At 61.8% G+C, this 16378-nt stretch carries 11 protein-coding genes, 2 tRNA genes and 1 pseudogene; 10 read left to right on the top strand and 4 right to left on the bottom strand.

What is annotated here, in order from left to right; all coding sequences use genetic code 11:
- Positions 1-2: 2 nt before the first annotated feature.
- The 10 genes and pseudogenes from J3P82_RS23300 to J3P82_RS23255 all read left to right on the top strand — a co-directional run bounded on the left by J3P82_RS23300 (position 3) and on the right by J3P82_RS23255 (position 13048).
- Positions 3-1433, top strand: coding sequence for an N-acetylmuramoyl-L-alanine amidase (locus J3P82_RS23300; RefSeq protein ID WP_434558879.1), 1431 nt, complete (start codon positions 3-5; stop codon positions 1431-1433).
- Positions 1430-3343: a DNA mismatch repair endonuclease MutL gene (gene mutL / locus J3P82_RS23295; RefSeq protein WP_434558877.1), complete on the top strand. Its 1914-nt coding sequence runs from the start codon at positions 1430-1432 to the stop codon at positions 3341-3343. The genes J3P82_RS23300 and mutL overlap by 4 nt, the downstream gene beginning before the upstream one ends.
- Complete coding sequence (gene miaA / locus J3P82_RS23290; RefSeq protein WP_434558875.1) at positions 3343-4314, top strand: tRNA (adenosine(37)-N6)-dimethylallyltransferase MiaA; 972 nt, start codon at positions 3343-3345, stop codon at positions 4312-4314. Before mutL ends, miaA begins: the two co-directional genes overlap by 1 nt.
- A gap of 91 nt (positions 4315-4405) precedes the next feature.
- Positions 4406-4666, top strand: a complete 261-nt coding sequence (gene hfq, locus J3P82_RS23285; RefSeq protein ID WP_003186419.1) for an RNA chaperone Hfq — start codon at positions 4406-4408, stop codon at positions 4664-4666.
- Between the two features lie 12 nt (positions 4667-4678).
- Positions 4679-5980, top strand: coding sequence for a ribosome rescue GTPase HflX (hflX, locus tag J3P82_RS23280; protein ID WP_434558873.1), 1302 nt, complete (start codon positions 4679-4681; stop codon positions 5978-5980).
- An 85-nt stretch (positions 5981-6065) separates the two neighbouring features.
- On the top strand, positions 6066-7238 hold the full coding sequence (gene hflK / locus J3P82_RS23275) for an FtsH protease activity modulator HflK (protein ID WP_186615632.1): 1173 nt from the start codon (positions 6066-6068) through the stop codon (positions 7236-7238).
- On the top strand, positions 7238-8107 hold the full coding sequence (gene hflC / locus J3P82_RS23270; protein WP_018610083.1) for a protease modulator HflC: 870 nt from the start codon (positions 7238-7240) through the stop codon (positions 8105-8107). The genes hflK and hflC overlap by 1 nt, the downstream gene beginning before the upstream one ends.
- Before the next feature lie 320 nt (positions 8108-8427).
- Positions 8428-9615 (top strand): ATP phosphoribosyltransferase regulatory subunit, encoded by a 1188-nt coding sequence (locus tag J3P82_RS23265; protein WP_434558871.1) that lies wholly within the window; start codon positions 8428-8430, stop codon positions 9613-9615.
- A gap of 55 nt (positions 9616-9670) precedes the next feature.
- Positions 9671-10963: an adenylosuccinate synthase gene (locus tag J3P82_RS23260; RefSeq protein ID WP_039592540.1), complete on the top strand. Its 1293-nt coding sequence runs from the start codon at positions 9671-9673 to the stop codon at positions 10961-10963.
- Positions 10964-11113: 150 nt separating this feature from the next.
- Positions 11114-13048 (top strand): annotated as a pseudogene (locus J3P82_RS23255) (methyl-accepting chemotaxis protein).
- A gap of 82 nt (positions 13049-13130) precedes the next feature.
- Here the strand turns inward: J3P82_RS23255 and J3P82_RS23250 are convergent.
- The 4 genes from J3P82_RS23250 to J3P82_RS23235 form a co-directional block, all read right to left on the bottom strand.
- On the bottom strand, positions 13131-14684 hold the full coding sequence (locus J3P82_RS23250) for an ABC transporter permease (RefSeq protein WP_434558869.1): 1554 nt from the start codon (positions 14682-14684) through the stop codon (positions 13131-13133).
- Positions 14684-15694, bottom strand: a complete 1011-nt coding sequence (locus J3P82_RS23245) for an extracellular solute-binding protein (protein WP_434558867.1) — start codon at positions 15692-15694, stop codon at positions 14684-14686. The genes J3P82_RS23250 and J3P82_RS23245 overlap by 1 nt, the downstream gene beginning before the upstream one ends.
- A gap of 201 nt (positions 15695-15895) precedes the next feature.
- Positions 15896-15982, bottom strand: a tRNA-Leu gene (locus J3P82_RS23240).
- A 177-nt stretch (positions 15983-16159) separates the two neighbouring features.
- A tRNA-Leu gene (locus tag J3P82_RS23235) sits at positions 16160-16246 on the bottom strand.
- Between the last annotated feature and the right edge of the window lie 132 nt (positions 16247-16378).

The following is a 16378-nucleotide window of genomic DNA, read 5'->3' as shown; positions in this document are numbered from 1 at the left end:
TGATGATGGGGTTTGGTATGCGCTTTCGCGCGGTGGTTGCTGTCGTAGGACTGTTGCTTACGGCACTGGCCGTCGATGCTGTGGCTGAGACAAAGGTCAACAGCGTTCGCCTTTGGCGGGCGCCGGACAATACAAGGTTGGTGTTCGACCTGACAGGCCCGGTGCAACACAGCGTATTCACCCTGACCGCGCCGGATCGCCTGGTGATCGACATCAATGGGGCGTCCCTCGGCGCGCCGTTGAACGTGCCCACCGCCAATACGCCGATTACCGCGATGCGCTCGGCCCAGCGTACGCCGACCGACCTGCGGGTGGTCATCGACCTGAAACAGGCCGTGACGCCCAAGAGTTTCACCCTCGCGCCTAACGCCCAGTACGGCAACCGGTTGGTGGTGGATCTGTTCGATAACCCGGCGGACGCCGCGCCAGCACCACCGCCACCGACGAAAGTCGCCACGGTGCCTGCCGTTCCGGTGACGCCGACCGAGCCTGCGCTCAAGCTCCCGCCAGCGCCTGCTGGCAAGCGCGACATCATTGTCGTGATCGACGCCGGCCACGGTGGCGAGGACCCGGGCGCCTCGGGTTCGCGTGGGCAGCGTGAAAAAGACGTGGTGCTCTCGATCGCCCGCGAATTGCAGCGCCAGATCAATGGCATGAAAGGTTTTCGCGCCGAACTGACCCGCACCGGCGACTATTTCATCCCCTTGCGCGGCCGCACGGAAATCGCCCGCAAGAAAGGCGCCGACCTGTTTGTCTCGATCCACGCCGACGCCGCGCCTTCGAAAGCCGCATTCGGGGCCTCGGTGTTTGCCCTGTCCGACCGCGGCGCAACTTCTGAGACTGCTCGCTGGCTGGCCGACAGCGAAAACCGCTCCGACCTGATTGGCGGTGCGGGCAATGTCAGCCTCGACGACAAGGACCGGATGCTCGCGGGTGTGTTGCTCGACTTGTCGATGACCGCCTCGTTGACCTCCAGCCTGAACGTCGGCCAGAAGGTCCTGAGCAATATCGGGCGCGTCACGCCGCTGCACAAGCAGCGCGTCGAACAGGCTGGGTTCATGGTGCTCAAGTCGCCGGACATCCCGTCGATCCTGGTGGAGACCGGGTTCATCTCCAACGCCAACGAAGCCTCGAAACTGTCGTCTGCGAGCCATCAGCAGGCCCTGGCCCGATCCATCAGCAGCGGCGTGCGGCAGTTCTTCCAGCAGAATCCGCCGCCGGGCACCTACATCGCCTGGCTGCGCGACTCCGGCAAGATCGCCCAAGGCCCGCGGGATCACCGGGTCAATCCTGGCGAAACCCTGGCCATGATTGCCGTGCGTTACCAGGTGTCGCCCGCCACCTTGCGCAGCGCCAACAATCTCAAGAGTGACGAGCTCAAGATCGGCCAGACCCTGACCATTCCGGGCAATGAAGTGGCGGCCAAGCAATGAGTGACGAAGTGATCGGCAGCACCGCCCGCATCGAACTGCTCAGTCCTAGGCTGGCGAACCAGATTGCCGCCGGCGAGGTGGTCGAACGCCCGGCCTCGGTCATCAAGGAGCTGCTGGAAAACAGCCTCGACTCCGGGGCCAAGCGCATCGATGTCGATGTCGAGCAGGGCGGCGTCAAGTTGCTGCGGGTACGCGATGACGGTGGCGGCATTCCTTGCGACGATTTGCCGCTGGCCCTGGCCCGCCACGCCACCAGCAAGATTCGCGACCTCGAAGACCTGGAACGGGTCATGAGCCTGGGGTTTCGTGGCGAGGCCCTGGCCTCCATCAGCTCCGTGTCGCGCCTGACCCTCACTTCTCGCACCCGCGACGCCGAGCAGGCCTGGCAGGTCGAGACCGAAGGCCGCGACATGGCCTCTCGCGTCCAGCCCGCCGCCCATCCGGTGGGCACGTCGGTGGAAGTGCGCGACCTGTTCTTCAATACCCCGGCCCGGCGCAAGTTTCTCAAGGCCGAGAAGACTGAATTCGACCACCTGCAGGAAGTCATCAAGCGCCTGGCCCTGGCGCGTTTTGACGTGGCGTTCCACCTGCGCCACAACGGCAAGACCATCCTCAGCCTGCACGAGGCTCACGATGACGCGGCCCGCGCCCGACGTGTCGGCGCGGTGTGCGGTGCGGGTTTCCTGGAACAGGCATTGCCTATCGAGGTGGAGCGCAATGGCCTGCACCTGTGGGGCTGGGTCGGGTTGCCGACGTTCTCCCGCAGCCAGGCGGACTTGCAGTATTTCTACGTGAATGGCCGTGCGGTGCGCGACAAACTGGTGGCCCACGCGGTGCGCCAGGCGTATCGCGATGTGTTGTTCAACGGACGGCATCCGACTTTTGTATTGTTTTTCGAGGTCGACCCTTCGGTGGTGGACGTCAACGTCCATCCGACCAAGCACGAAGTGCGTTTCCGTGATGGACGCATGGTCCACGATTTCCTCTACGGCACCTTGCACCGGGCGCTGGGCGACGTGCGTCCGGAAGATCAACTCGCGGCGCCTGCGGCAGTGGCGGGCATGGTCCGGCCAACGGGGCTGGATGCTGGCGAATTCGGGCCTCAGGGCGAGATGCGCCTGGCCGCTAATGCGCTGCTGGAGCAACCCCAGCCACAGCCGAGCTACAACACGGCCGGCAACGGTGCCGGCAGCGGCTATCAGTATCAGTACACCCCGCGCCCGCAATCGAACGTGCCGGCAGCCGAGGCACAGGCGGCCTATCGCGAGTTCTTCAAGCCCTTGCCGGAAGCCGGCGCTGCGGCGCTGCCCGACGGCCAGGGCGACATCCCGCCACTGGGCTATGCCCTCGCGCAGCTCAAAGGCATTTACATCCTTTCGGAAAATGCCCAAGGCCTGGTCCTGGTAGACATGCACGCCGCCCATGAGCGGATCATGTACGAGCGGCTGAAAATCGCCATGGCCAGCGAAGGCCTGAGCGGGCAACCGCTGTTGGTGCCCGAATCCCTGGCGGTCAGCCAGCGCGAAGCCGATTGCGCCGAAGAGCATGTGGCCTGGTTCCAGCGCCTGGGCTTCGAGTTGCAGCGGCTGGGGCCGGAAACCCTGGCGATCCGGCAGATCCCGGCCTTGTTGAAGCAGGCCGAGGCCAATCGGCTGGTCAGCGACGTGCTGGCGGACCTGATGGAGTACGGCACCAGTGATCGGATCCAGGCGCACCTGAACGAATTGCTCGGCACCATGGCCTGCCACGGCGCGATCCGCGCCAACCGGCGCTTGGCCCTGCCGGAAATGAACGGCCTGCTGCGGGACATGGAAAACACCGAACGCAGCGGCCAATGCAACCATGGCCGGCCGACCTGGACCCAGCTGGGCCTGGATGACCTGGATAAACTGTTTTTGCGCGGTCGTTGATGAACCAGCTCCCTCCCGCGATTTTCCTGATGGGGCCGACGGCCGCTGGCAAGACCGACCTGGCCATTGAACTGACCAAAGTCCTGCCCTGCGAGTTGATCAGCGTCGATTCGGCGTTGGTCTACCGCGGCATGGATATCGGCACCGCCAAGCCGTTAAAAGAACTGCTGGCCGAATTTCCCCATCGCCTGATCGACATCCTGGACCCGGTCGAAGCCTACTCGGCGGCCGATTTCCGTCGCGATGCGCTCCAGGCCATGGCCGACATCACCGCGCGGGGCAAGATCCCGCTGCTGGTGGGCGGCACCATGCTGTATTACAAGGCCCTGGTCGAGGGGCTGGCGGACATGCCGGCGGCCGACCCGCAAGTGCGCGCGCAGATCGAAGAAGAAGCCGCGCGCCTTGGCTGGCAAGCCCTCCATGAGCAATTGGCGGTCATCGACCCGGAATCGGCGGCGCGTATTCACCCCAATGACCCGCAGCGGCTGAGCCGGGCCCTGGAGGTTTATCGGGTCAGCGGCCAGAGCATGACGGCACTCAGGCAGCGACAATCTGCGCAAAGTACTGAAGCAGCCGCTTCGGGACTGCAACAATTGCCCTATACTGTCGCAAATCTGGCCATCGCTCCGGCGGACCGGCAAGTGCTGCATCGGCGAATTGAACAAAGATTCACATTGATGCTGGAACAGGGATTCATAGACGAGGTCGTAGCCCTGCGTGAGCGAAGTGACCTGCATGCCGGGTTGCCGTCTATACGTGCGGTAGGTTATCGACAAGTCTGGGACTACCTGGACGGCAAGCTGACGTCAGCCGAGATGCGCGAGCGCGGAATTATCGCCACGCGCCAATTGGCAAAGCGCCAGTTCACCTGGCTGCGCAGCTGGACTGACTTGCATTGGCTCGACAGCCTTGATTGCGACAATCTGCCACGCGCCTTGAAATACCTTGGGACCATCTCCATATTGAGCTGAGTCCTTGCAATTGCCGTCTATCCTTGGGGGTGTGACGGCCCAAGCCATCTGATTCCGATTTTTATAATTGATCCTTAAAGGAGTGCGGCACATGTCAAAAGGGCATTCGCTACAAGACCCTTACTTGAACACTTTACGTAAAGAAAAAGTTGGGGTGTCCATCTATCTGGTCAACGGGATCAAACTGCAAGGCACGATCGAGTCTTTCGACCAGTTCGTCATCCTGCTGAAGAACACCGTCAGCCAAATGGTCTACAAACACGCTATCTCGACAGTAGTACCGGTTCGCCCGATTCGTCTGCCTAGTGCAACCGAATCCGAAGGCGGTGACGCTGAACCGGGTAACGCTTGATAGGAGCCTCCTTTGTTCTTTGAGCGCCACGGTGGTGGTGAGCGGACTATTCTCGTTCACTTGGAAGGACAGGACCCTGAGGCGCGCGAAGATCCGCAGGAGTTTCAGGAATTGGCAATTTCGGCCGGAGCCGAGACCGTCGCGTTTGTCAACGTGCCGCGTCATCGGCCAACCGCCAAGTTCCTGGTCGGCAGTGGCAAGGTCGAGGAGTTGCGCGACCTGGTCAAGGCCGAGCACATCGATCTGGTGATTTTCAATCACATCCTTACGCCCAGTCAGGAGCGCAACCTCGAACGTGTCTTCGAGTGCCGCGTAATCGACCGCACAGGGCTGATTCTCGACATCTTCGCCCAACGCGCACGTACCCATGAAGGCAAGCTCCAGGTCGAACTGGCCCAGCTTGAACACATGAGTACGCGGCTGGTCCGCGGCTGGACTCACCTTGAGCGCCAGAAAGGCGGGATCGGCCTCCGTGGTCCGGGTGAAACCCAGCTGGAAACCGACCGGCGCCTGTTGCGGGTTCGCCTGCGCCAGATCAAGGGGCGGTTGGAAAAAGTCCGCAGCCAGCGCGAGCAGTCGCGTCGTGGTCGCAAGCGGGCGGACATCCCGACGGTTTCACTGGTGGGTTATACCAACGCCGGCAAATCGACCTTGTTCAACAACGTCACTCAATCCGACGTCTACGCCGCCGACCAGTTGTTTGCCACGCTCGACCCGACCTTGCGCCGGCTCGACCTGGCTGACCTCGGGCCGATCGTGCTGGCCGACACCGTGGGCTTCATCCGTCACCTGCCGCATAAACTCGTCGAGGCTTTCCGGGCTACGCTCGAAGAGTCGAGCAACTCCGACCTGCTGCTGCACGTGATCGATGCCGCCGAGCCGGACCGGATGCTGCAGATCGAGCAGGTAATGATCGTGCTGGGCGAGATCGGGGCCCAGGACTTGCCGATCCTCGAGGTATACAACAAACTCGATTTGCTCGAGGGCGTGGAGCCGCAGATCCAGCGTGATGCCGACGGCAAGCCGCAACGGGTCTGGCTGTCAGCTCGTGATGGCAGTGGCCTGGACCTGCTCAAGCAGGCCGTGGCGGAGCTGCTGGGCGATGACTTGTTCGTCGGCACCCTGAAGCTGCCGCAGCGTTTTGCCCGGCTGCGTGCCCAGTTCTTCGAGTTGGGCGCGGTGCAGAAAGAAGAACATGATGAAGATGGCGTCTGCCTGCTGGCCGTTCGCCTGCCTCGGGCGGAACTGAACCGGTTGGTCAGTCGTGAAGGGCTGCAACCGATGGAATTCATCGAGCAACACACTTTGCAATAAAAGCCTGAGAAAGCTGTGTCAGGCATTCTGTAGCATTGGCCGGCGCGCCGTGGGCGCGTCTTTGCTTTATCAGATGGAGAGCGCTATGGCTTGGAATGAGCCGGGTGGCAACTCGAATAACCAGGATCCCTGGGGCGGCAAGCGTCGTAACAACGGCGACCGCAAGGGACCACCGGATCTCGACGAGGCCTTCCGCAAGCTGCAGGAAAGCCTGAACGGTTTGTTCGGTGGTGGTAAGAAACGCGGTGACGATGGCGGCAGCCGTCCGGGCAAGAGTGGAGGTTTCGGCCTGCTCGGCATCGGTCTTGTCGTGCTCGCGGCTGTCTGGCTGTACAGCGCGGTCTATGTCGTGGACGAGCAGGAGCAGGCCGTGGTGCTGCGCTTTGGCAAGTACTACGAAACCGTAGGCCCGGGCCTGAACATCTACTTCCCACCGATCGATCAGAAGTACATGGAGAACGTCACGCGTGAGCGTGCCTACACCAAGCAGGGCCAGATGCTGACCGAAGACGAGAACATCGTCGAGGTGCCGCTGACCGTGCAGTACAAGATCACCAACCTGCAGGACTTCGTGCTGAACGTCGACCAGCCGGAGATCAGCCTGCAGCACGCGACCGAAAGTGCCTTGCGCCACGTGGTGGGTTCCACTGCCATGGACCAGGTGCTGACTGAAGGTCGTGAACTGATGGCCAGCGAAATCAAGGAACGCCTGCAGCGCTTCCTCGACACCTATCGCACCGGTATCACCGTTACCCAGGTCAACGTGCAGAGCGCAGCGGCACCGCGTGAAGTCCAGGAAGCCTTCGACGACGTGATCCGTGCCCGTGAAGACGAGCAGCGTTCGCGCAACCAGGCTGAAACCTATGCCAATGGCGTCGTGCCGGAAGCCCGTGGTCAGGCCCAGCGCATCATCGAGGATGCCAACGGTTATCGCGACGAAGTGGTCTCCCGCGCCAAGGGTGAGGCTGATCGCTTCACCAAACTGGTAGCCGAATATCGCAAGGCCCCTGAAGTGACCCGCCAGCGTCTGTACCTGGACACCATGCAGGAAGTCTTCAGCAACACCAGCAAGGTCCTCGTGACCGGCAACAAGAACGGCCAGAGCAATCTGCTGTACTTGCCGTTGGACAAGATGGTCGAGAGCGGTCGCAACACCAGCACGCCGCCGACCAGCGCGGCAGCCGCCAGCAATGAAGCCAATGCACGCGCGGCGGCGGATCTGCAGCAACAGCAAGCACGTACCAGGGAGAGTCGCTGATGAGCAATAAATCGCTGATCGCCCTTATTGTCGGTGTCGTCGTGGCGATCGCTGCCTGGAACTGCTTCTACATCGTGGCTCAGACCGAGCGGGCGGTGTTGCTGCAATTCGGTCGCGTGGTCCAGGCTGATGTCCAGCCGGGGCTGCATGTGAAAGTGCCTTACGTCAACAAGGTGCGCAAGTTCGACGCTCGCCTGATGACGTTGGATGCACCGACGCAGCGTTTCCTGACGTTGGAAAAGAAAGCGGTGATGGTCGACGCCTACGCCAAGTGGCGCGTGAAGGATGCCGAGCGTTTCTACACCGCGACCTCCGGCCTCAAGCAGATCGCCGACGAGCGTCTGTCACGTCGTCTGGAATCGGGCCTGCGGGACCAGTTCGGTAAGCGCACCCTGCACGAAGTGGTGTCCGGTGAGCGTGATGCGCTCATGGCTGACATCACCCGTTCGCTGAACGCGATGGCGGAAAAAGAGCTGGGTATCGAAGTCGTCGATGTCCGGGTCAAGGCCATCGACCTGCCGAAGGAAGTGAACCGCAGCGTGTTCGAGCGCATGAGCACCGAGCGTGAGCGTGAAGCTCGCGAGCACCGCGCCAAGGGTAACGAGCTGGCGGAAGGCATCCGTGCCGACGCCGATCGCCAACGCCGCGTGCTACTGGCAGAAGCCTATCGTGAATCGGAAGAGGTCCGTGGTGATGGTGATGCCCAGGCCGCTTCGATCTACTCCAAGGCTTATGGTCAGGATCAGGAGTTCTACGCGTTCTACCGTAGCCTGCGTGCCTACCGTGAAAGCTTCGCGAACAAATCCGACGTCTTGGTCCTCGACCCAAGCAGTGACTTCTTCCACTACCTGGAAAAGTCCAAGCCTTGATGCGACGTTGACCTGAAGCACTCCGCCCGGCGGCTAAAACGTCGGGCGGGGTGATCCTTTCGGAAAACGTGTGTATGATGCGGCAGCCGGGAAATTCCCGGCTTTTTTGCGTCTGCACGTTTGATTGCGGTTATAGGTGCAGGCGTCGGGTTGAACGACTCGACAGGTTTTTCGAGGAAAGTGCTTGGCGAGGCCGATCCAGGGCCATTCGTCACGTCGCCCTTGCGCGTGGTTTGCGGATCTTCGCATGGCGCCGGCATTTTCTGCTTCACTCAAGGCCAGCCTGAGGCTGGCCGCCCGGACCATAGGGGAATGGCGTAATGGCAACGGTAGACCGCTGGCTGCTGCCAGATGGCATCGAAGAAGTACTGCCGCCGGAAGCTGCGCGTATTGAAGTTGCGCGTCGGCAGGTGTTGGATCTGTTCCAGAGCTGGGGTTACGAATTCGTCGTTACCCCGCATATCGAGTACCTGGAATCCCTGCTGACCGGCGCGGGCCAGGACCTGGACCTGCGCACCTTCAAGGTTATCGATCCTCAATCGGGCAGGCAGATGGGCTTTCGTGCCGACATCACGCCGCAAGTGGCGCGCATCGACGCCCACACCCTGCGCCGCGAAGGCCCCAGCCGGCTGTGCTACGCCGGCAGCGTCCTGCATGCCCAGCCGCGTGCCTTGTCGTCTTCGCGCAGTCCTATCCAGCTGGGCGCCGAGCTGTATGGCGACGCCAGCCCGAGCAGTGACGTAGAAGTCATCAGCCTGATGTTGGCTATGCTGCAACTGGCTGACGTGCCGGATATCCACATGGACCTCGGGCATGTCGGCATTTATCGTGGCCTGGCCCGTGCGGCCGGTTTGTCCGGCGAAGTGGAGCAGCAGTTGTTCGACGCGCTGCAGCGCAAGGCCATCGACGAAGTTGTCAGCCTGACCGAAGGCCTGCCGACCGAGTTATCCGGCATGTTGCGTGCGTTGGTGGATCTGTGCGGCGGCCGTGAAGTGTTGGCTGCGGCCCGTGAACGCTTGGCCCGTGCGCCGGCGCCGGTGTTGGCGGCACTGGACGATTTGCTGGCGATTGCCGATCGTTTGTCGGTGCGCTTCCCCGAGTTGCCGCTGTATTTCGACCTGGGCGAGTTGCGCGGTTATCACTATCACACCGGCGTGGTGTTCGCCGTGTTCGTGCCGGGTGTTGGCCAGTCCATCGCCCAGGGCGGTCGCTACGACGACATCGGTGCTGACTTTGGTCGCGCCCGTCCGGCGACCGGTTTTTCTACCGATTTGAAAACCCTGGTGACCCTGGGGCGTGCTGAAATCGAGCTACCGTCTGGCGGTATCTGGATGCCTGACAGTACGGATGCGGCACTCTGGCAGACGGTCTGCCAGTTGCGCAGTGAGGGGCAGCGTGTTGTCCAGGCCTTGCCTGGGCAACCTTTGGCCGCCGCCCGTGAAGCGGACTGCGACCGGCAATTGATTCAGCAGAACGGGCTTTGGCAAGTATTGCCGCTGGCTTCTTGAGTTTTCCTGCCGGCCATCAGCCGGCACCAAGTTTGCGCGAATGAGGACAAGTGTTATGGGTAAGAATGTCGTAGTCCTGGGCACCCAGTGGGGTGATGAGGGCAAAGGCAAGATCGTTGATCTGCTGACCGAACATGCTGCCGCCGTAGTGCGCTACCAAGGTGGCCACAACGCTGGTCACACGTTGGTGATCGACGGTGAGAAAACCGTCCTGCACCTGATCCCGTCGGGCGTATTGCGCGAAGGTGTGCAGTGCCTGATCGGCAACGGTGTGGTGGTTGCGCCCGACGCCCTGCTGCGGGAAATCATCAAGCTGGAAGAGAAGGGCGTGCCGGTGCGCGAGCGCCTGCGTATCAGCCCGTCCTGCCCGCTGATCCTGTCCTATCACGTTGCGCTGGACCAGGCCCGTGAAAAGGCGCGTGGCGAGCTGAAGATCGGCACCACCGGTCGCGGCATCGGCCCGGCCTACGAAGACAAGGTCGCCCGTCGCGGCCTGCGCATCGGCGATCTGTTCCACCGCGAGCGTTTCGCCGCCAAGCTGGGCGAGTTGCTGGACTACCACAACTTTGTCCTGGTCAACTATTACAAAGAGCCGGCCATCGACTTCCAGAAGACCCTGGACGAGTGCATGGAGTACGCCGAGCTGCTCAAGCCGATGATGCTCGACGTCACCGCCGAGCTGCACGAGTTGCGCCGCGCCGGCAAGGACATCATGTTCGAAGGCGCCCAGGGCTCGTTGCTGGACATCGACCACGGCACCTACCCGTACGTCACCAGCTCCAACACCACCGCGGGCGGCATCGCCACCGGTTCGGGTTTTGGCCCGATGTACCTGGACTACATCCTGGGCATCACCAAGGCCTACACCACGCGCGTCGGCTCGGGTCCGTTCCCGACTGAGCTGTTCGACGATGTCGGTGCCTTCCTGGCCAAGCGCGGCCATGAGTTCGGCGCTACCACCGGTCGCGCCCGTCGTTGCGGCTGGTTCGATGCCGTCATCCTGCGTCGCGCCATCGACGTCAACAGCATCTCGGGCCTGTGCCTGACCAAGCTGGACGTACTGGACGGGCTGGAAACCATCAATATCTGCGTGGGCTACAAGAACCAGGACGGCGCTGTCATCGACGCACCGACCGACGCTGACAGCTACATCGGCCTCGAGCCGGTGTATGAGCAGATGCCAGGCTGGACCGAATCGACCGTAGGCGCCAAGACCTTGGAAGAGCTGCCTGTAGCGGCTCGCAACTACATCAAGCGTGTCGAAGAGTTGGTCGGTGCGCCGATCGACATTATTTCGACGGGGCCGGACCGTAACGAAACCATCGTTCTGCGTCATCCATTCGGCTGATAAGCCGTTGATGTAAAACACAAAGGACCCTCGTTAGGGTCCTTTGTCGTTTCTGCCGTCCGTGCGGCACGACACTTGCTATGCAACTCCATTACCGGCACATCTATACGAGTGCTATCAAATTAATGGCGTTAGTAGAGGGATTCTCCTGTGTCGGCCGTTCTCTCACTGTTACAAAGCCGTCTGCTGCGGCCCGTGTTCGTTACTCTCGGTATCGCCCTTTTGGTGCAAGTGCTGGTCGCCGTTGCGCTGACCCGAAGCACGGTCACCGCGCTGGAGGCCGATCTAAACGCTCGGCTGGGGGGCGACAGTCAAAAATTGTCTGGTGAACTGGAGCAGGCCGGGCGTGAAGTCACCTCAAGCCTGGACAGCTTGTCGGCCAGCACCCGGCAACGCCTTACCGCCGGTTTGTCCACGCGATTGAAAGACGAGCAGGCGCAATTGCGCACGACGCTGGAGAAAAGCCTCAAGGAGTCCGCCAATGATATGGCGCAGCTTCTTGCTTCGGTCGCTCCCCGCGCCATGTGGGACAGCGACGTGCCGACCCTGTCTGAATTCGCCCGCCGGGCGCAGCGCAATCCCAACGTGCTGTTTGTCATTTATGACGACGCCGCCGGTGAACACCTTACGCGCTAGCTGAACCGCGAGAACCCGATCAACAAGGCCTTGCTGGAAAAGGGCAAGGGCGAGCGAGCGCTGGACAAAGTGCTGGATGCGGCGAAGAACGATCCGTCCGTGTATTACCTCGAAGCTTCGATCAACCCCAACGGCGTGGAAATCGGCAAGGTATTGATGGGTGTGTCGACGGCCTCCGTCGAGACCGATCTGAAGGCCCTCGACCAACGCTTTGCTGCGTTGATTGCCAGCAGCGACCAACTGGTGGGCGACAGCCTCAAGGGAGCCGCTGCCGACAGCGCCGCCGCCATGCGCGGCCGCCTGGGTTCGGCGCAGGCTACCGCTACGCAAATGCAGACCAACACCGCCGCTACCGTGCAAGAGGCCGCAGGAACCTTGCGCTGGCGTATCGGCCTGGGCCTGGCGCTGGTGGGCTTTGGCGTGCTGGTGTTGCTGGCTGTGGTCCTGGGGCGCCGGGTGGTCAATCGCTTGAAGTTATTGATTGCTGCGATGAACGACCTGGCGGCGGGTGAGGGCGACCTGACCAAGCGTGTGCAGATCAACAGCAAGGACGAAATCGGCGACATGGCTTCGGCGGTCAATCGCTTCGTCGACAAGTTGCAACCGATCGTCCGCGAAGCCGGGGACGTGGCCCAGCGCACTGGCCAGGAAATTGGCGCGATGACCTTGCGCAACTCCGGTGCCGACAAGGCCGCGGGGATGCAGCGTGATGAAGTGGCCGAGAGCCTGCGGGCGCTGTCGCAAATGGCCGACGAAGCGCAGTCGGAAAGCCATGCAATGCAGGCGGCCTTGCAGCAGGTGGTGGAGATTCGCAAGGCTACCGACGAAAACACCCGTACCTCGGCCAAGGTGGGTGGTTTGATCGAGGCGTTGGCCGGGCAGGTCGACACCGGGGCGAAAGTCATTGAGCGGCTGGCCCAGCAGAGCGAGCAGATCGAAGTGGTGCTGACCGTGATTCATGGTATCGCCGAGCAAACCAACCTACTGGCCTTGAACGCCGCCATCGAGGCGGCGCGGGCCGGGGAAACCGGACGTGGGTTCGCGGTGGTGGCGGATGAGGTGCGGGCGCTGGCGAGCAAGACCCAGAGTTCGACCGGCGACATCCAGGCCCATATCGTGGCCTTGCAACAGGGTGCGCGTGAAGCAGTGGCTGCGATTGGCCAGGCCGGGCGCCAGGCCAGCGAGGGTTTGTTGGTGCTGCGTGACAGCGCGCGGTTGCAGCAGTCGGTGCAGGCCTCCGTCGAGCAGGTCCATGCGGCCATCGGCCTGGCGACCCAGGCAGCGGCGCATCAAGCCCAAGGCGCGCAAGCGGTGCGCAGCCGAGTGGAAACCATTCATGTCCAGGCCGAAAAAGCCGCCCAGGCCGTGGTCGAGACCACTGCCAGCGGCAAGGTGCTGGACAGCTTGGCGGCGCAGTTGAAAGCGAGCCTGGGGCAGTTCAGAGCTTGATCGAAAAGCCTGCCCTGGCCTTTCGCAGGCAAGCTCGCCCACAGGGTTGTCTTGTGGCGCGAGCTTGCTTGCGATGGCCGTTTCAGCGGCTCAGATACATCCGCGTCGTCAGCAGATAAACCGGCAGCCCCGACACCAGGATCAATAGCGCCGCATAAGGCGCAGCTGCTGCGAACTCAACATTTGAGGTATGTGCCCATACGGCTGTTGCCAAGGTGTTGAGCCTGGTGGGGCTGAGCAGCAGCGTGGCGGTCAACTCTTTCATCGCATCCAGGAACACCAGCGCGAACGCCGCACCCAGCGCCGGGAAGATGATCGGCAGGGTCACGCGACGGAACGCGCTGAACGACGAAGCTCCCAATGTTCGCGCGGCCTCTTCCAGCTGCGGCGCAGCCTTGTTCAGCGCGGTACGCACCGGCGCTTGGGCCAGCGGCAGGAACAGCAGCGCATAGGCAATCAGCAGCAGACCTGAAGTCTGGTACAGCGCCGGTACATAATGCAGGGCGAAATACACCAGGCTCAGGGCGATCACCAGCCCTGGCAGGGCGTGCAGCAAGTAGGGCAGGCGTTCGGCCCATAGCGCCAGGCGACCCTTATGACGTACCACGAGCAGGCCGACCGGCACCGCCAGTATCAGGCAGAGCGCAGCGCCGCCAAGTGAAAGCGCCAGCGATGACAGCAGCGCCTCGCCGATTTCGGCCACCGGAAATGCGGCGGAAGTACCCACCGCCAGCCAGTACGCCAACATCCCCAGCGGAATACCGCTGCCAATGACCGTCAATGCCAGGCAATACAACTGACCGGGTACTGCCCAGGCGCCGAGTCGCACTTGCTCGGGCTGTCGCGCCGCGCCCTGTCCGGTGCGCACATGACGGCCCCTACCGCGCACTCGCAACTCCAGCCACAGCAGGACCAGGCACAGCGCCAACAACACGGCCGACAGCATGGCGGCATTGGCGTTACTGAATTCCAGCTCGAATTGCTGATAAATCGCTGTGGTAAAGGTCTGCAGGCCGATGATCGACAGCGCGCCGAACTCCACCAGCATGTGCAGGGCAATCAGCAATGAGCCAGCCAGCAGCGAAGGCCAGAGCAGCGGCAAGGTGACGCGAAAGAACACGCCCCAGCGATTCTGCCCCAAGGTGCGCGCGGACTCTTCGAGGGAGGGGTCGAGGTTGCGCAGGGTTGCTGCCACGGGAAGAAAGATCAGCGGGTATTTGGACAGGGTCATCACCAGGATCGCCCCGCCCAGTCCCTCGAATTGGGCGCTGAGGGAGACCCAGGTGAAGCTGCTGACAAACGCTGGCACCGCGAACGGCAGGCACAGAATGACGCCCCAGGCCCGGCGGCCCGGCAGGTTGCTGCGCTCCAGCAGCCAGGCCAGGGACAGGCCGATGACGCCGCAGGCCAGCGTGACGCCGATCATCAGCGCCAGGGTATTGCGCAGCAGGCCGAACACGTACGGTCGCCATAGCAGATGCAGCGCCTCGGTCCAGCCGGCTTGCCAGGCTTTTGCGGTGACGTACAGCAGCGGCAGAGCACTCAGCAGCACCAGCAGCAAGACGGGAAGCAGCAACCCAATCGACGGGCGCTTGCGTCGTGGAACGTAATTGCCGGCAGTCAGCGAAGGCGTCATCAGTTCAGGCCGACTTCACGTTCCAGCTCCAGTGCCTCTTCGGCGTTGCCAAGGTCGGCCGGGGTGACTTTCGGTGGTTCGAGCTCATTGAAAGGCTTGAGGCCGCGATCCGACGTCATGCCCTTGTGCAGCGGGTATTCGGCGGACGTCTGGGTGATCACGCGCTGGCCTTCTTCACTGGCCATGTAGGCGAGCAATTGTTGGGCTTCCTTGGGGTGTTTGCTGGATTTGAGCGCAGCTGCGCTGGAGACGGTGACCAGGCCGCCGGCGTCGCCGCCAGTGAAATAGTGCAGTCTGGAGTCGAGCTGGCCTTTTTCCCGCTGCAGGGCGAACCAGTAGTAATTGTTCACTAGCACGGTTGCCACTTCGCCGTTCTCCACGGCCTTGAGGGCAACCATGTTGTTGCTGTAGACCTTGCCGAACGCGCGCAGCCCGGTGAGCCATTCTTCGGCTGCTTCCTTGCCATGCAATTTGATAATGGCGACGGCTTGTTCCTGGAACGCACCGCTGGTCGGTACGAAGCCGACCTTGCCCTGCCATTGCGGCTGGGCGAAATCGAGGACGGTTTTCGGCAGGTCTTTTTCGTCGATCAGCTTGGGGTTGTAGGCGACCACGCGCACGCGGGCGGTCACGCCCATCCAGGCGCCATCGCGGGCCACATAGTCCTTGGGCAGTACGTTGAGGGTGGCGTCGTCGATCTTCGCCAACAAGCCTTGCTCGCCGAGTTTGTTCAGCGGCGGCGATTCTTCGGTGTAGATCACATCGGCTGGGGAGCGCTCACCTTCTTCGACCACTTGGCTGGCGAGCTGGTTGCTGCTGCCCTTGCGCACGTTGACGTGGATACCGGTCTTGGCTTCGAAGGCCTTGGCCAGTTCGTCGCCGACTTCTTTGTGCTGGCCGTTGTAGAGGGTCAGCTCCACTTTGTTGGCGGCTTCGGTGAGGGGCGTGGCGAGGGTCAGGCTGAGCAGGGTGAAGGCCAGGGTGCGGCGCAGGGTGGTTCGAAACATCATTCGCGGGGTTCCTCACTGTCGTGTAGCAAAAACTTGTAACAATGATAAACGATATTGTTTCTCATGTGCGTCTTGACGATAAGTGGGGAGTCTGGTTTGTCTGGCAGATTGTCAGGGAGGGGGGCGCTAAGCCCGGAAACGCAAAAACCCGCTTTCGCGGGTTTTTGAGAGGCTCAAGGCTAGAAACCTTGAAGCTTGAATTGGTGCCCAGAAGAAGACTCGAACTTCCACGACCTTGCGGTCACCAGCACCTGAAGCTGGCGTGTCTACCAATTTCACCATCTGGGCAGCATCTTCAGCGTTGCCGCTGTTGATGTGGCGCACTATACGGAGCGCGTTTTGATCTGTAAACCCCTGTTTTTGTTTTGATAATTGCCAAAACGGAAAGCCAGTGGGGCGAAACGCAAAAACCCGCTTTCGCGGGTTTTTGAGAGGCTCAAGGCACGAAACCTCGAAGCTTTGAATTGGTGCCCAGAAGAAGACTCGAACTTCCACGACCTTGCGGTCACCAGCACCTGAAGCTGGCGTGTCTACCAATTTCACCATCTGGGCAGTATCGACAACATGTGTTGTCGTCGATGGCGCGCACTATACGGAGCGTGTTTTTAACTGTAAACCCCTGCGAGCAAAAAAACCGTTAAATTTCACGAGCGGTGCGATCCGGGGCTTTAAAGGTCGGTCAAA

The organism is Pseudomonas sp. Z4-20 (assembly GCF_051131955.1).
GTDB lineage: Bacteria > Pseudomonadota > Gammaproteobacteria > Pseudomonadales > Pseudomonadaceae > Aquipseudomonas > Aquipseudomonas marvdashtae.
This window is presented reverse-complemented; position numbering and strand designations above follow the sequence as displayed.

What these genes read in the sequence shown, in the direction of transcription:
- J3P82_RS23300 (WP_434558879.1), top strand. Translation starts at nt 3, where the DNA reads ATGATGGGGTTTGGTATGCGCTTTCGCGCGGTGGTTGCTGTCGTAGGA.
- mutL (WP_434558877.1), top strand. Translation starts at nt 1,430, where the DNA reads ATGAGTGACGAAGTGATCGGCAGCACCGCCCGCATCGAACTGCTCAGT.
- miaA (WP_434558875.1), top strand. Translation starts at nt 3,343, where the DNA reads ATGAACCAGCTCCCTCCCGCGATTTTCCTGATGGGGCCGACGGCCGCT.
- hfq (WP_003186419.1), top strand. Translation starts at nt 4,406, where the DNA reads ATGTCAAAAGGGCATTCGCTACAAGACCCTTACTTGAACACTTTACGT.
- hflK (WP_186615632.1), top strand. Translation starts at nt 6,066, where the DNA reads ATGGCTTGGAATGAGCCGGGTGGCAACTCGAATAACCAGGATCCCTGG.
- hflC (WP_018610083.1), top strand. Translation starts at nt 7,238, where the DNA reads ATGAGCAATAAATCGCTGATCGCCCTTATTGTCGGTGTCGTCGTGGCG.
- J3P82_RS23265 (WP_434558871.1), top strand. Translation starts at nt 8,428, where the DNA reads ATGGCAACGGTAGACCGCTGGCTGCTGCCAGATGGCATCGAAGAAGTA.
- J3P82_RS23260 (WP_039592540.1), top strand. Translation starts at nt 9,671, where the DNA reads ATGGGTAAGAATGTCGTAGTCCTGGGCACCCAGTGGGGTGATGAGGGC.
- J3P82_RS23250 (WP_434558869.1), bottom strand. Translation starts at nt 14,684, where the DNA reads ATGACGCCTTCGCTGACTGCCGGCAATTACGTTCCACGACGCAAGCGC.
- J3P82_RS23245 (WP_434558867.1), bottom strand. Translation starts at nt 15,694, where the DNA reads ATGATGTTTCGAACCACCCTGCGCCGCACCCTGGCCTTCACCCTGCTC.